A 15,258-nucleotide genomic window follows, 5' to 3' on the forward strand; every position below is an offset into this window, starting at 1 on the left:
GGGAGGAAACGTGCGACAACTGGCAACAATACTCTTATCTCTGGCGGTGCTTGTCACCGCTGGCTGCGGCTGGCACCTGCGCAACACCACGGCAGTGCCTGCGCAGATGAAAACGATGATCTTCGACTCATCCGATCCGAACGGACCGCTGAGCCGGGCCATTCGTAACCAGCTGCGTTTGAACGATGTTAAGCTGATCGAGAAGGGAACCCTACGTCAGGATGTTCCTTCGCTCCGTGTCCTGAAATCAACGCTGTCACAAGATACGGCCTCGATCTTCCAGGATGGGCGGACGGCGGAATATCAGATGGTGCTAACCGTTGATGCGGCCGTCTTGATGCCAGGTAAAGATATTTACCCTATCAATACCAAAGTCTACCGCTCGTTCTTCGATAACCCGCAGACGGCGCTGGCAAAAGACGCCGAACAGCAGATTATCATCAAGGAAATGTATGATAAGGCCGCGGAACAGCTGATCCGCAGGCTGCCTGCCATTGCCGCGTCGACGAAAAAAGGCGCTGACGTTATCGAAACACCGGATGCCAGCACGCCGGATATGCCAACGTCTCTGGGTAACTGATGATCAGGTTGTATCCTGAACAACTCCGCGCGCAGCTCAACGAAGGGCTGCGCGCGGCCTATCTGCTACTCGGCAACGACCCCCTGTTACTACAGGAAAGCCTTGATGCGGTTCGCCATGCGGCAGCCGCGCAGGGTTTCGATGAGCATCATACGTTCCAGATCGATAACAGTACCGACTGGAACGCTATCTTCTCGCTTTGTCAGGCCATGAGCCTGTTTGCCTCTCGTCAGACAATCCAGATCCTGCTGCCTGAGAATGGTCCTAACGCTGCCATCAATGAACAGCTGGCTATGCTGGTGAGTTTGTTACACGGCGATCTGCTGCTTATCGTACGCGGCAACAAACTCACAAAAGCGCAGGAAAACGCTGCCTGGTTTACCCGGCTAACCCCCAGTGCGGTGCTTGTCTCCTGCCAGACTCCAGAGCAGGCGCATCTGCCAAAATGGGTTGCCGCGCGAGCAAAGCAGCACAATTTGCAGCTGGATGAGGCCGCCAGTCAGCTCCTGTGCTACTGCTACGAAGGCAACCTTCTGGCACTGGCGCAGGCGCTGGACAGGCTCGCCCTGCTGTGGCCCGATGGCAAGCTGACGCTGCCGCGCGTGGAACAGGCGGTGAATGATGCCGCGCACTTTACCCCCTTCCACTGGGTTGATGCGCTGCTGTCGGCGAAAAGTAAACGTGCTCTGCACATCCTGCAACAGCTGCGCCTGGAAGGGAGTGAGCCGGTCATCCTTCTCCGTACGCTCCAGCGCGAATTACTGCTGCTGAACAACCTTAAACGCCAGTCAGCACACACGCCCCTGCGCGCCTTATTCGACAAACATCGCGTCTGGCAAAACCGTCGGGCGATGACCACGGAGGCGATAAACCGCCTGAGCCAGGAGCAGTTGCGTCAGGCAGTGCAACTTCTGATGCGCGCCGAACTGACGTTAAAACAGGATTACGGTCAGTTTGTCTGGGCGGAGCTGGAGAGTCTCTCTTTGCTGCTCTGCCATAAGGCTCTGGCAGACGTATTTATCGATGGGTGATATGCATTCTTTACAGGCAATGTATGGCGGGACCTTCGACCCGGTGCACTATGGGCATCTTAAGCCGGTAGAAATCCTCGCGAATTTGATTGGCTTGCAGCGGGTGATCATCATGCCCAACAATGTTCCGCCGCACCGTCCTCAGCCAGAAGCAACCAGCGGGCAGCGTAAAGCGATGCTCGCGCTGGCTATCGCCGATAAGCCTCTCTTCACACTGGATGAGCGTGAACTGCGTAGAGATACCCCTTCCTGGACATCGCAAACGCTGCGGGAGTGGCGCGCTGAGCAGGGGCCCATGAAACCGTTGGCGTTTATCATCGGCCAGGATTCCTTGCTCAACTTTCCCAGCTGGTACCAGTACGAAACCATTCTGGAAAACAGTCATCTGCTGGTCTGCCGCCGTCCGGGCTACCCGCTGACCATGCGCGACGCGCAGCATCAGCAGTGGCTTGACGCACATCTGACGGACAATATAGAAGACCTGCACAGTCTCCCCGCCGGGAAAATTTACCTCGCTGAAACGCCGTGGTTTGATATTTCCGCGACCCTCATCCGCGAGCGTCTCCAGCAGGGTTTAGACTGTGACGATCTCCTCCCCTCGCCCGTGCTGGCCTATATCCATGCGCACGGTCTGTATCAGAAAAGTACAGATGTCTGAGCATCGCCGGCGAAATTGTCCGTTAATGATTATCCTGCCTTGACAGGCTAAGCCATACTGATATCCTCCGCTGCCAGACTTTCCCGCCGATCGCTGCTTTACAGAAATTGTTTTACAAAAATGGCGATGCAATCTCAGGCGGAGGGTGGGATGATACCCGCCTTCAAAAGCCGGGCGGTGACATTTGTCCCGCGACTGGCGTCAGTTCAGGTATACTGACTGGCCACGAATTCATAGTTGTACAATCTCATTCACCCAGGGGGAAAACTTGCAGGGTAAAGCACTCCAGGATTTTGTTATCGACAAAATTGATGACCTGAAAGGTCAGGACATCATCGCTATCGACGTTAAGGGTAAATCCAGCATCACCGACTGCATGATCATCTGCACCGGCACCTCAACTCGTCACGTTGTTTCGATTGCTGACCATGTTGTTCAGGAATCGCGCGCGGCAGGGCTGCTTCCGCTGGGCGTTGAAGGTGAAGCGACCGCTGACTGGGTGGTTGTCGATCTCGGCGATGTGATTGTCCACGTCATGCAGGAAGAGAGTCGTCGCCTGTATGAGCTGGAAAAACTCTGGGGTTAATGCGTGAAGTTGCAACTGGTCGCCGTCGGCACCAAAATGCCGGACTGGGTACAAACCGGTTTTACTGAGTATCTGCGTCGTTTCCCAAAAGATATGCCGTTCGAACTGGTGGAGATCCCAGCAGGAAAGCGCGGCAAGAACGCAGATATCAAACGTATTCTCGATAAAGAGGGAGAGCTGATGCTGGCTGCCGCAGGCAAAAACCGCATCGTGACCCTCGATATCCCGGGCAAACCCTGGGATACGCCGCAGCTGGCGCACGAACTGGAGCGCTGGAAGCAGGATGGTCGGGACGTCAGTCTGTTGATTGGCGGACCAGAGGGGTTATCTCCCGCCTGCAAAGCGGCAGCAGAACAAAGTTGGTCACTCTCGGCGCTGACGCTGCCCCACCCGCTTGTACGGGTTCTCGTGGCAGAAAGTTTGTATCGCGCATGGAGCATCACTACCAACCACCCTTATCACCGCGAGTAATGACTGACCAGGGTAATTTAAGCAGCGGATGAAACTACAGAATTCTTTTCGCGACTATACGGCTGAGTCCGCGCTGTTTGTGCGCCGGGCGCTGGTCGCCTTTACGGGGATTTTGCTGCTTACCGGCGTGCTGATCGCCAACCTCTATAATCTGCAAATTGTCCGCTATACCGATTACCAGACCCGCTCAAACGAAAACCGTATCAAGCTGGTGCCCATTGCGCCCAGCCGCGGCATTATCTACGATCGTAACGGCACGCCGCTGGCGCTTAATCGCACCATCTACCAGATAGAGATGATGCCCGAGAAAGTGGATAACGTGCAGGATACCCTGAACGCGCTGAGAAGCGTTGTCGACCTGACTGATGACGATATCGCTGCGTTCAAAAAAGAGCGCGCACGTTCTCACCGCTTCACCTCCATTCCGGTAAAAACCAACCTGACAGAAGTGCAGGTCGCCCGTTTTGCCGTTAACCAGTACCGTTTCCCCGGAGTGGAAGTCAAAGGCTATAAACGCCGCTACTATCCTTACGGCTCCGCGCTGACGCACGTCATTGGTTACGTCTCCAAAATCAACGATAAAGACGTCGAACGCCTTGATAAAGACGGCAAGCTGGCTAACTACGCCGCAACCCATGATATTGGCAAGCTGGGGATCGAACGTTATTACGAAGATGTGCTGCACGGTCAGACCGGGTATGAAGAGGTTGAAGTTAACAACCGTGGCCGTGTGATCCGACAACTGAAAGAGGTGCCCCCGCAGGCGGGGCATGACGTCTATCTGACGCTCGACCTGAAGCTACAGCAGTATATCGAGACGCTGCTGGCGGGTAGCCGTGCTGCGGTTATTGTGACCGACCCGCGTACCGGCGGCATTCTGGCGATGGTTTCGATGCCAAGCTACGATCCGAACCTCTTCGTGGATGGCATCTCCAGCAAGGATTACTCCGGCCTGCTCAACGATCCAAACACGCCGCTGGTAAACCGCGCGACGCAGGGGGTTTATCCTCCAGCTTCAACGGTTAAACCGTATGTCGCCGTGTCTGCGCTGAGCGCGGGCGTCATCACCCGTAATACCAGTCTGTTTGACCCCGGTTGGTGGCAGTTGCCTGGCTCTGAGAAACGCTACCGCGACTGGAAAAAATGGGGCCACGGCCATCTGAACGTGACCAAATCACTGGAGGAGTCGGCGGATACCTTCTTCTATCAGGTCGCCTACGACATGGGTATTGACCGTCTGTCTGAATGGATGAGCAAGTTCGGCTACGGGCATTACACCGGTATAGATTTGGCGGAAGAGCGTTCCGGCAACATGCCAACCCGCGAATGGAAGCTGAAGCGCTTTAAAAAACCCTGGTATCAGGGTGACACCATTCCGGTGGGGATCGGCCAGGGCTACTGGACGGCAACGCCGCTGCAAATGAACAAGGCGATGATGATCCTCATCAACGATGGCGTCGTGAAAGTGCCGCACCTGCTGCAAAGCACCGTTGAAGACGGCAAAAAAGTGCCATGGATACAGCCGCACGAGCCGCCGGTGGGTGACATTCATTCCGGATACTGGGAAATCGCGAAAGACGGCATGTACGGTGTAGCCAACCGCCCTAACGGGACGGCGCACAAATATTTCGCTGGCGCACCGTATAAGGTAGCCGCGAAATCAGGTACGGCTCAGGTCTTCGGTCTTAAAGCGAATGAAACTTACAACGCACATAAAATTGCCGAACGTCTGCGTGACCACAAGCTCATGACGGCGTTTGCCCCTTATGATAACCCGCAGGTTGCGGTGGCGATGATTCTGGAGAACGGCGGCGCAGGCCCGGCGGTGGGTACCATCATGCGTCAAATCCTCGACCACATCATGCTGGGTGACAACAACACCGAACTGCCAGCTGAAAACCCGGCAGCCGCTGCGGCGGAGGACCAATAATCATGACGGATAATCCGAATAAAAAATCGCTGTGGGACAAGATCCACATCGACCCAGCCATGCTGCTGATTCTGCTGGCTCTGCTGGTCTATAGCGCCCTCGTTATCTGGAGCGCCAGCGGCCAGGATATCGGCATGATGGAGCGTAAAATCGGCCAGATCGCCATGGGTCTGGTTATTATGGTGGTGATGGCGCAAATACCGCCGCGCGTGTACGAGGGCTGGGCGCCCTATCTCTATATTTTCTGTATCATTTTGTTGGTGGCAGTAGATGCTTTCGGCGCCATCTCGAAGGGGGCGCAACGCTGGCTGGATCTGGGGATTGTCCGCTTCCAGCCGTCGGAAATCGCCAAAATCGCCGTCCCGCTGATGGTGGCGCGCTTTATTAACCGCGACGTCTGCCCGCCGTCGTTGAAAAATACCGCCATTGCGCTGGTGCTGATTTTCCTGCCGACGCTGCTCGTGGCCGCACAGCCGGACCTCGGTACCTCGATTCTTATCGCCCTCTCCGGCCTGTTCGTCCTGTTCCTGTCCGGCCTGAGCTGGCGTCTGATTGGTATCGCCGTGGTGCTGGTTGCCGCGTTTATTCCTATCCTCTGGTTCTTCCTGATGCATGATTACCAGCGTCAGCGCGTTATGATGCTGCTCGATCCCGAGACCGATCCGCTGGGCGCAGGCTATCATATTATTCAGTCGAAGATTGCGATTGGCTCCGGCGGCCTGCGCGGCAAAGGCTGGCTGCACGGTACGCAGTCGCAGCTCGAATTTTTACCGGAACGCCACACCGACTTTATCTTTGCCGTTCTGGCTGAGGAGTTAGGGCTGGTTGGCATCCTGGTTCTGCTTGCACTCTACGTGCTGCTGATCATGCGAGGTTTGTGGATTGCCGCACGCGCCCAAACCACCTTTGGTCGCGTGATGGCAGGCGGATTAATGTTGATTTTGTTCGTTTATGTCTTCGTAAATATTGGTATGGTGAGTGGGATTCTGCCGGTTGTCGGCGTACCGCTGCCGCTAGTGAGTTACGGGGGCTCGGCACTGATCGTGTTGATGGCCGGGTTTGGTATCGTCATGTCGATCCATACCCACAGGAAAATGTTGTCCAAAAGCGTATAAAAATAAGGGGATCGCAATGCGTAAGCAGTGGCTGGGGATCTGCATCGCAGCAAGTTTACTTGCCGCCTGTACAAGTGATGATGGTCAGCAACAGGCAACCGTCGCGCCGCCGCAGCCTGCGGTCTGTAATGGCCCGATTGTTGAGATTAGCGGTGCCGATCCCGTTTATGAACCGCTGAACGCCAGCGTGAATCAGGATTATCAGCGCGACGGTAAAAGTTATAAAATCGTTCAGGATCCTTCCCGTTTCAGCCAGGCTGGCTTTGCTGCCATCTATGACGCTGAGCCCGGTAGCAACCTGACCGCGTCGGGTGAAACCTTCGATCCGATGCAGATCACGGCGGCACACCCGACGTTGCCTGTCCCGAGCTATGCACGCATCACTAACCTGGCGAATGGCCGAATGATCGTGGTGCGTATCAACGATCGCGGGCCTTACGGCACCGATCGCGTGATCTCCCTGTCCCGCGCGGCGGCCGACCGTCTGAACACCTCAAACAATACTAAAGTGCGTATCGACCCGATTATCGTGGCGCAGGATGGTTCACTGTCTGGCCCGGGCACGGCCTGTACCACGGTCGCGAAACAGACCTATGCCCTGCCCGCTCGCCCGGATCTGAGCGGTGGTATGGGGGGCGCTTCAACGCCGGCAGAGCCCACACAGCCGCAGGGTGAAGTGCGTGCTATCAGCAACGATACGCTGCAAAGTGAAGACGCGACAGGCGCCCCGGTGAAAAGCAGTGGTTTCCTTGGCGCACCCACCACGTTAGCGCCGGGCGTGATTGAATCAAATGAACCTGCCCCAGCGCCTGCGCCCGTCGTTGCTGCACCCGCTGCACAACCCGCCCCGGTGACCGCGCCTGCTGCTACGCAGACTGCGGCGCCTGCGACGGCGAGCGGCAGCTACGTGGTTCAGGTTGGCGCTGTCAGCGATCGGACCCGTGCAGAGCAATATCAGCAGCGTTTAAGCAAACAGTTTGGCGTGCCAGGCCGCGTTGAGCAAAACGGTGCGGTATGGCGTATCCAGATGGGTCCGTTTGCCAGCAAATCGCAGGCAGCATCCCTGCAACAGCGTTTGCAGAGCGAGGCGCAGCTCCAGTCGTTTATCGCTGTTGCAAAATAATTATTCGGTGGTATCCGAAATGTCAGTTTGTGTAAACCACGTTAACACTCTCATGATGAAAGTCGGATGCCTGCCCGTATAGCATTTGCTATAGTAAGGCACTTTTTTAATTCCATCACGGATGTCGTAGTTCTGACCATGAAGACCACTTTTTCTGCTCGTTTTGTGCAGCGCATGGCGCTGACCACGGCCCTTTGCGCTGCTGCGTTCTCCGCAGCTCACGCGGATGACCTGAACATCAAGACCATGATCCCTGGCGTTCCGCAGATCGACGCGGAATCCTACATCCTGATTGATTACAACTCCGGCAAAGTTCTGGCAGAACAGAACGCCGATGCCCGCCGCGATCCGGCCAGCCTGACCAAAATGATGACCAGCTATGTTATCGGCCAGGCTATGAAAGCAGGCAAATTCAAAGAAACCGACCTGGTGACTATCGGTAACGATGCGTGGGCAACCGGCAACCCCGTGTTCAAAGGTTCATCGCTGATGTTCCTGAAACCTGGCATGCAGGTTCCGGTCTCTCAGCTTATCCGTGGCATCAACTTGCAGTCCGGTAACGACGCCTGCGTGGCCATGGCTGATTTTGCCGCGGGCAGCCAGGACGCGTTTGTGGGCCTGATGAACAGCTACGTCTCCGCGCTGGGTCTGAAAAACAGCCACTTCCAGACCGTTCACGGCCTGGACGCCGAGGGTCAGTACAGCTCCGCGCGTGACATGGCGCTGATCGGTCAGGCGCTGATCCGCGACGTGCCAAACGAGTACTCTATCTACAAAGAGAAAGAGTTCACCTTCAACGGCATTCGTCAGACCAACCGTAACGGCCTGCTGTGGGACAACAGCCTGAACGTCGACGGTATCAAAACCGGCCACACCGATAAAGCTGGTTATAACCTGGTGGCCTCCGCCACTGAAGGCCAGATGCGTCTGATCTCTGCCGTGATGGGGGGGCGTACGTTTAAAGGACGCGAAACGGAAAGCAAAAAACTGCTGACCTGGGGCTTCCGCTTCTTCGAAACCGTGAACCCGCTGAAAGCCGGTAAAGAATTTGCCTCTGAACCTGTCTGGTTTGGCGATAACGACCGCGCTTCCCTGGGCGTGGACAAAGATCTCTATCTGACTATCCCACGCGGTCGTATGAAAGATCTGAAAGCCAGCTATGTGCTGAATACCACCGAGCTGCACGCCCCGCTGCAAAAGAATCAGGTCGTGGGTACTATCAACTTCCAGCTGGATGGCAAAACCATCGATCAACGCCCGCTGGTGGTGCTGGAGGAGATTCCTGAAGGCAATTTCTTCGGCAAAATCATTGATTACATTAAGCTGATGTTCCATCACTGGTTTGGTTAAAAATTGAACACTTGAAAGTGTGATTTTGATCCCCATATACTACGTATCAGTAAAACTCCCGCCCCGTGGCGGGAGTTATTATTTTTTACACACACGCCGGAGCTGACATGAAAACCAAACTTAACGAACTGCTTGAATTCCCTACCCCTTTTACTTACAAAGTAATGGGTCTGGCGAAACCTGAGCTGGTTGATCAGGTGGTTGAAGTGGTACAGCGCCATGCGCCGGGCGACTACTCTCCATCAGTCAAACCGAGCAGCAAAGGTAATTACCACTCGGTCTCAATCACCATCACTGCGACACACATTGAGCAGGTTGAGACGCTGTACGAAGAGCTCGGCAATATCGAAATTGTTCGTATGGTGCTGTAGTCCCTCTGCGGTTACCCGGTTTGCCGGGTAACCCACTTCCCCGCTGTGATATACTCCGCGTTACCTATTCTCCCTTGTCTTCGGAGACGTCCTTTTGTACCAGGATAAAATTCTTGTTCGCCATCTTGGGATACAGCCTTACGAGCCAGTCTCTCAGGCTATGCATGACTTTACCGATATGCGCGATGACACCACCCCTGATGAAATCTGGCTGGTTGAACACATGCCGGTGTTTACTCAGGGCCAGGCAGGAAAAGCCGAACATTTATTGATGACGGGTGATATCCCGGTGATCCAGAGCGATCGCGGTGGACAGGTAACCTACCACGGCCCGGGCCAGCAGGTAATGTATGTCCTGCTTAACCTGAAACGCAGAAAGCTGGGCGTACGTGAGCTCGTGACCTTACTGGAACAGACCGTGGTGAACACGCTCGCTGAGTACGGTATCGACGCTCATCCTCGCGCCGATGCCCCGGGCGTCTACGTGGGAGAGAAGAAAATCTGTTCGCTGGGGCTGCGTATCCGTAAAGGCTGCTCGTTCCACGGGCTGGCGCTGAATATCAATATGGATCTGACCCCTTTCCAGCGCATCAACCCATGCGGGTATGCGGGTATGGAAATGACGCAAATGCGCCAGTGGGTCGCTACCGCCACGCCTGAGAATATCCGCCCCGTGCTTTTGAAGAAGTTTTTAGCGCTGCTTAACAATCCTGACTACGAATATATTGCTGCTTAACACACTTCCGGCAGTGGTTCGGTTATTTGACCAGCCACTGCTTAATTGCCGCATTTACGCTTTACAATAAACCGCATATTCTATATTTTCGAGTCGCCCATATATTAGCGTCCCATATTAATTAGAACCTTAATAGTACCATCACCGGGTATCGTGTAACGTGCGTGATAATCACCCAACTGCTTGTTTTCGATAAACAAGGGAAACTTACGAAACACTTTACGAATCTCTGCAAGCATAATAAATAAATTCAACTATCATTCATATTGTGAATGGATACGGAGTAAGAGCGTGGAGCCTACTAATTTACCAGCCAAACGCCTGAATGAAACCAGCGGCGAAGATAAGCCGCAAATTTTCCGGACTTTACGTAATATTGATCTCAATTTATTGACTATTTTTGAGGCGGTATATGTCCACAAAGGTATCGTTAATGCTGCGAAAATTCTTAATCTCACACCCTCTGCTATTAGCCAGTCAATTCAAAAATTGCGCGCGATATTTCCCGATCCCTTATTTATTCGTAAAGGCCAGGGCGTAACCCCCACCGCGTACGCCACCCATCTGCATGAGTACATCAGCCAGGGTCTGGAATCGATTCTGGGCGCGCTGGATCTCACCGGCAGTTACGATAAGCAACGAACCATCACCATAGGCACCTCTCCCTCTGTGGGCGTTCTGGTCATGCCCGCTATTTACCAGGCTGTTAAACAGCATGCGCCACAGCTGCTGATCCGCAATGTGCCCGTTAACGATCCGGAAACTCAGCTGGCGCAATTCCAGACGGACCTGATCATCGACAGCAACAGCTTCGCGGCCAGAGCATTAGGGCATAACGTTCTCTATACCGACTCTCTGGCGCTCGTTTGTCGTCAGAATCATCCTGTATTGAGCGCACCTTTGACGCCTGAAAATTTGCGTCATTACGAACATGCAACCTTTATGTCCGAGGGGCAGGGCCCGGATCCGCTGCGCCAGCGTATTGACGAACTGTTCCCGGACCGTCTGATCAGCTTCAGCAGTTACAATATGTTTACCCTCGCGGCCCTGATTGGCAGCAGCGATTTGCTCTGTATTATGCCTGTGCGTCTCTTCGCTTTGCTTCAAAAATGCTGGCCGCTGGAGAGCATTCCATTGAGTCAACTTACGACGGAATCTGTTGAAATCTCACTGCATTACAACAAGCTAAGCCTGCGCGATCCGGTGCTGGAAAACGTCATTAACGTGATCCGCCAGGCTTTCTGATCCCGCCTTTCAGCGCAAGCCCCTGCCGCAAGCGGGGCAAAAGGCACAAAACAACAACTATTTTACAAATTGGCGACCTGGCAGGCTGCTTTATCGCCCCTTTAAATGATATACTGCCTGTCGTTCGTTCAAAAATAGTTGATAATTACAACATTCCCTTGAATTGAAACGCTTTCCTTCGATATTCGCAACTGGAACACGCACGCTATGAGTAAACCCATTGTGATGGAACGCGGTGTTAAATACCGCGATGCCGATAAAATGGCCCTTATCCCGGTTAAAAACGTGGCTACAGAGCGCGAGGCGCTGTTAAGAAAACCGGAATGGATGAAAATCAAACTTCCGGCCGACTCTTCGCGTATCCAGGGGATCAAAGCGGCGATGCGCAAAAATGGTCTTCACTCTGTCTGTGAAGAGGCCTCGTGCCCTAACCTTGCTGAATGTTTCAATCACGGTACCGCGACATTTATGATTCTGGGTGCCATCTGCACCCGCCGCTGTCCGTTCTGTGACGTTGCCCATGGCCGTCCCGTTGCGCCAGACGCTAACGAACCGCAAAAACTGGCGCAGACGATTGCCGATATGGCGCTGCGTTATGTTGTTATTACCTCCGTTGACCGTGACGATCTGCGCGATGGCGGTGCTCAGCATTTTGCTGACTGTATTACCGCCATCCGCGAAAAAAGCCCGAACATTAAGATTGAGACGCTGGTGCCGGATTTCCGTGGCCGTATGGATCGCGCGCTCGATATCCTGACCGCGACGCCACCAGACGTGTTCAACCACAACCTGGAGAACGTACCGCGTATCTACCGTCAGGTACGTCCCGGTGCAGACTACAACTGGTCGCTGAAGCTGCTGGAACGCTTTAAAGAAGCCCATCCGCATATTCCAACCAAGTCTGGTCTGATGGTCGGCCTGGGTGAAACCAACGCTGAGATCATTGAAGTGATGCGCGATCTGCGCCGCCACGGCGTCACCATGCTGACGCTGGGCCAGTACCTCCAGCCAAGCCGTCACCACCTGCCTGTACAGCGTTACGTAAGCCCGGATGAGTTCGATGAAATGAAAGCCGAAGCGATGGCGATGGGCTTTACCCATGCCGCGTGCGGGCCGTTTGTTCGCTCCTCTTATCACGCCGATATGCAGGCGAAGGGCGAAGAAGTGAAATAAAGCTGTAAAATTTATTTACAGTAAAACAAAAAACCGGCCTCGTGAGCCGGTTTTTTTATGCAAGCCTTGCAGCATTGCCATTACTCTTTGTGTGAAAGCTTCTGTGCAGTGATGTCATCTTCGGCACTTTTCTTCGCTGCCGCGTCGTCATCGTTCATTGCTTTCTTAAAGCCCTTAATGGCAGCACCCAGGTCTCCACCCAGCGTGCGTAACTTCTTGGTACCGAACAGCAGGACGACCAGTGCGGCAACCACCAGCAGTTTGGTAATACTAATCTCACCCATAAATACCTTCTTTACATGAAACAGGCTGCATTCCGCCAAAAAACCTGAACGTATTAACGGTCATTTGGCGCGTGCACACAATAGCAATCTGTAACAAGGTGAATCAAGCATTGTTGAAAAAAACATCACATTAATTGCGGTGGCGCAAACCTGCGGTTGCGCAGAACAGGTAATTGCTGCCGCGCAAGCGCTATTCGGGCTGAAATTATCTCCGTCAGCAATAACGCAGGCGTCTCTGCCGCCGCCGCAACCGTCACTCCCAGCGGATCGACAACTCTGCTCTGCCCAATATTTTTGTTACCACATTCACCCGCGGCTACCACGTAACAGGTGGTATCCAGCGCGCGTGCTGCCAGCAGCGTCGCCCAGTGATGCTCCTTAAGCGGTCCTTTGACCCACGCGGCGGGCAGAACCAGCACCTCCGCCCCCTGCAATGCCAGGTTCAGCGCCAGCTCGGGAAAACGGATATCGTAGCAGGTCATCAGGCCAACCTTAAAACCCTCCACCTCAATCAGCGGCGGAAGTACACTCCCCGGATCGACCAGGCGCGACTCCTGAACGCTGAACGCATCATACAGATGAAGTTTGGCGTAGCTCGCGACAATGGCACCCTCACGTATCGCCACCAGCGTGTTCACCGCGCGCCCCGGCGAGGACGGAATATGGACCGTCAATATGGTGGTGAGCGTGTTGCCAACGCTTTCGGCCAGCAGTCGTTTCAGAAACGCCCCTGCCAGCGTTTGCGCAGACTTTACCGACAGGTCCGGATCGCCATCATCACGGGCCAGTAACGCCTCGGGAAGTACCAGCAACGACGCCCCCTTTTGCTTCGCCGCATGCATCAGGGAGACGCATTTTTCCGCGTTTTCATTCCAGTCCGGCGTCACCGCGAACTGCCCTACTGCAACATACATAATTGTCTCCCGGTCAAAAACAGCGTTACACTCGACGCACTTACACAGCAAATAGCAGGTATTGACAGTGTTACAACTACTTATAGCCGTTTTTATTGGTGGAGGCACGGGTAGCGTTGCGCGGTGGCTCTTAAGCATGCGGTTTAACCCTCTGCATCAGGCCATTCCGATGGGGACACTGGCGGCAAATCTGATCGGGGCGTTTATTATTGGGATGGGGCTGGCCTGGTTTAATCGCATGACCAACATCGACCCTATGTGGAAGGTTCTGATTACAACCGGTTTCTGCGGCGGCTTAACAACGTTTTCTACCTTCTCTGCGGAGGTGGTGTTTCTGTTTCAGGAAGGCCGGATGGGCTGGGCGCTGACGAACATTGCCGTTAACATGCTTGGCTCGTTTGCGATGACTGCGATCGCATTCTGGTTATTTTCCTCCGCCAGCGGACATTAAGCACGGCAACCTTAATGTTGGCTTAATTTTTCTCTGTCACTCTTGGCTCAATATTGAACGAGGGTGATAGCATGAAAGAAAATCTCTTAGGCGCAGGTATGGTATTGCTAAGCGTCGCGATCGTCGCCAGCTTCCTGAAGATCTATCTTATCGGTTGATTCAGAACGAAAAAAACCCGCTCATTGAGCGGGTTTTGAAATTCTTGCTGACGCGTCTGAATTACAGAGCGATTACGTTAGCAGCAGAAGGGCCTTTGGCACCGTTAGTGATTTCGAACTCTACGCGCTGACCTTCAGCCAGAGTTTTGAAACCATTAGACTGGATTGCAGAGAAGTGTACGAACACGTCTTTGCTGCCATCTTCAGGAGTAATGAAACCGAATCCTTTGGACTCATTAAACCACTTAACGTTACCTTTAATCTTAGACATCAAAATTACCTTTACATTAAAAAACGACACAAATGCTGTGTCGGGTATCAGTACAACAATTGTGAGGCGTTTTGTCCAGCGGATCTTTGATAAAAAGTGACAAAAGTCGCGTTAATTTTCGCTGTCCGATTTTTATCCTTTACATTTTAATGTCTGTGCATTTTTTGGCCGATTTAGCAGAAAAATTCAGTTAAAACTGAAACCGCATCCAGGCAAAGTAAACGTTACCGTTGTTATAGGTACCCGGTATGTAGGTCATCTGAAACGTCGCCGGACCGTAACCAATGGAGGCAAGCGGCAGCAGTACCGGAACAGGAATGTATTTCCAGTTATCACGCGCCGTAAACCCTGCCGTATAGCCCAGCCCGAGACGGAAGTTGTCGTCTGATAACGGACGCCAGGTTTTTTCCCAGCCGTAACCGCCAATAGGCTCCCATTTATTGTAGGAGTCCTTAAACGCCATCAGGTACAGGCCATGCCAGTTACCTTTTTCATCCCAGCGAGACTGACCGAAGCCGCCCCCCCACGGACGTTCGTTATAACGGTCTGTTTTTTCTTTATCGTAGGCGAAACGTGCATGCCACGTAATGGCCGGAATATAGAGATCGTAATGCTCAGGTTCATTCCATGTTTGCGCGACGTTATCCGTGAAGGTGGTGAACCAGCCTTTATCCGCTGTATTGCTGTCTGCATTAACAGCAGACGCAAACGATAACTGCCCAATAATAAACAACAAAATCAGGGGAAATTTAATTCGTACGATCACAATGCCATTACCATATTTAGTATTCGGTGCAGACCTTAACACAGA

The 15,258-nt window shown here is 53.6% G+C and carries 18 protein-coding genes; 14 read left to right on the forward strand and 4 right to left on the reverse strand.

Annotated elements, in window-relative coordinates; genetic code table 11:
• Positions 1-10 precede the first annotated feature (10 nt).
• The 13 genes from lptE to lipA all read left to right on the forward strand — a co-directional run bounded on the left by lptE (position 11) and on the right by lipA (position 12,369).
• The gene (gene lptE / locus ACOTX1_RS05345) at positions 11-580 is read left to right on the forward strand and encodes an LPS assembly lipoprotein LptE (protein WP_022650604.1); all 570 of its coding nucleotides are present in this window, start codon (positions 11-13) and stop codon (positions 578-580) included.
• Positions 580-1,611, forward strand: coding sequence for a DNA polymerase III subunit delta (gene holA, locus ACOTX1_RS05350; protein ID WP_023315625.1), 1,032 nt, complete (start codon positions 580-582; stop codon positions 1,609-1,611). Before lptE ends, holA begins: the two co-directional genes overlap by 1 nt.
• Complete coding sequence (nadD, locus tag ACOTX1_RS05355) at positions 1,604-2,269, forward strand: nicotinate-nucleotide adenylyltransferase (protein WP_023315624.1); 666 nt, start codon at positions 1,604-1,606, stop codon at positions 2,267-2,269. Before holA ends, nadD begins: the two co-directional genes overlap by 8 nt.
• A gap of 268 nt (positions 2,270-2,537) precedes the next feature.
• Positions 2,538-2,855 carry a ribosome silencing factor gene (gene rsfS / locus ACOTX1_RS05360; RefSeq protein WP_003858696.1) on the forward strand — a complete coding sequence of 106 codons (318 nt, stop codon included), beginning with the start codon at positions 2,538-2,540 and terminating at the stop codon, positions 2,853-2,855.
• 3 nt (positions 2,856-2,858) lie between these two features.
• Positions 2,859-3,326, forward strand: a complete 468-nt coding sequence (rlmH, locus tag ACOTX1_RS05365) for a 23S rRNA (pseudouridine(1915)-N(3))-methyltransferase RlmH (RefSeq protein ID WP_003858701.1) — start codon at positions 2,859-2,861, stop codon at positions 3,324-3,326.
• 28 nt (positions 3,327-3,354) lie between these two features.
• Positions 3,355-5,256, forward strand: a complete 1,902-nt coding sequence (gene mrdA, locus ACOTX1_RS05370; protein ID WP_015571138.1) for a peptidoglycan DD-transpeptidase MrdA — start codon at positions 3,355-3,357, stop codon at positions 5,254-5,256.
• Between the two features lie 2 nt (positions 5,257-5,258).
• A complete protein-coding gene (mrdB, locus tag ACOTX1_RS05375) occupies positions 5,259-6,371 on the forward strand; it encodes a peptidoglycan glycosyltransferase MrdB (protein WP_015571139.1) in 1,113 nt (370 codons plus the stop codon).
• A 16-nt stretch (positions 6,372-6,387) separates the two neighbouring features.
• Positions 6,388-7,494, forward strand: coding sequence for an endolytic peptidoglycan transglycosylase RlpA (rlpA, locus tag ACOTX1_RS05380; RefSeq protein ID WP_003858712.1), 1,107 nt, complete (start codon positions 6,388-6,390; stop codon positions 7,492-7,494).
• 138 nt (positions 7,495-7,632) lie between these two features.
• Entirely contained in the window at positions 7,633-8,844 is a 1,212-nt protein-coding gene (dacA, locus tag ACOTX1_RS05385) for a D-alanyl-D-alanine carboxypeptidase DacA (protein WP_003858714.1), read from the forward strand.
• Positions 8,845-8,951: 107 nt separating this feature from the next.
• Entirely contained in the window at positions 8,952-9,215 is a 264-nt protein-coding gene (gene ybeD, locus ACOTX1_RS05390; RefSeq protein ID WP_003858718.1) for a DUF493 family protein YbeD, read from the forward strand.
• A 94-nt stretch (positions 9,216-9,309) separates the two neighbouring features.
• On the forward strand, positions 9,310-9,951 hold the full coding sequence (lipB, locus tag ACOTX1_RS05395) for a lipoyl(octanoyl) transferase LipB (protein WP_022650601.1): 642 nt from the start codon (positions 9,310-9,312) through the stop codon (positions 9,949-9,951).
• A gap of 291 nt (positions 9,952-10,242) precedes the next feature.
• Positions 10,243-11,196, forward strand: coding sequence for a YbeF family transcriptional regulator (locus tag ACOTX1_RS05400; protein WP_023315623.1), 954 nt, complete (start codon positions 10,243-10,245; stop codon positions 11,194-11,196).
• Between the two features lie 207 nt (positions 11,197-11,403).
• Complete coding sequence (gene lipA / locus ACOTX1_RS05405; RefSeq protein ID WP_006809637.1) at positions 11,404-12,369, forward strand: lipoyl synthase; 966 nt, start codon at positions 11,404-11,406, stop codon at positions 12,367-12,369.
• Between the two features lie 80 nt (positions 12,370-12,449).
• On the opposite strand, the gene tatE is transcribed toward lipA, so the two are convergent.
• Together tatE and ACOTX1_RS05415 are read right to left on the reverse strand one after the other, a co-directional pair.
• Positions 12,450-12,653, reverse strand: coding sequence for a twin-arginine translocase subunit TatE (gene tatE, locus ACOTX1_RS05410; RefSeq protein ID WP_003858723.1), 204 nt, complete (start codon positions 12,651-12,653; stop codon positions 12,450-12,452).
• A 125-nt stretch (positions 12,654-12,778) separates the two neighbouring features.
• Positions 12,779-13,567, reverse strand: a complete 789-nt coding sequence (locus ACOTX1_RS05415; protein WP_263521489.1) for a deaminated glutathione amidase — start codon at positions 13,565-13,567, stop codon at positions 12,779-12,781.
• A 67-nt stretch (positions 13,568-13,634) separates the two neighbouring features.
• Here ACOTX1_RS05415 and crcB point away from each other — a divergent pair, with 67 nt between their 5' ends.
• A complete protein-coding gene (crcB, locus tag ACOTX1_RS05420) occupies positions 13,635-14,018 on the forward strand; it encodes a fluoride efflux transporter CrcB (RefSeq protein ID WP_017382474.1) in 384 nt (127 codons plus the stop codon).
• A gap of 219 nt (positions 14,019-14,237) precedes the next feature.
• On the opposite strand, the gene cspE is transcribed toward crcB, so the two are convergent.
• Together cspE and pagP are read right to left on the reverse strand one after the other, a co-directional pair.
• A complete protein-coding gene (gene cspE / locus ACOTX1_RS05425) occupies positions 14,238-14,447 on the reverse strand; it encodes a transcription antiterminator/RNA stability regulator CspE (RefSeq protein WP_002439184.1) in 210 nt (69 codons plus the stop codon).
• A 190-nt stretch (positions 14,448-14,637) separates the two neighbouring features.
• A complete protein-coding gene (gene pagP / locus ACOTX1_RS05430) occupies positions 14,638-15,213 on the reverse strand; it encodes a lipid IV(A) palmitoyltransferase PagP (protein ID WP_032657580.1) in 576 nt (191 codons plus the stop codon).
• Between the last annotated feature and the right edge of the window lie 45 nt (positions 15,214-15,258).

The sequence above is a fragment of the Enterobacter cloacae complex sp. IR5401 genome, from assembly GCF_049238425.1.
GTDB lineage: Bacteria > Pseudomonadota > Gammaproteobacteria > Enterobacterales > Enterobacteriaceae > Enterobacter > Enterobacter hormaechei_C.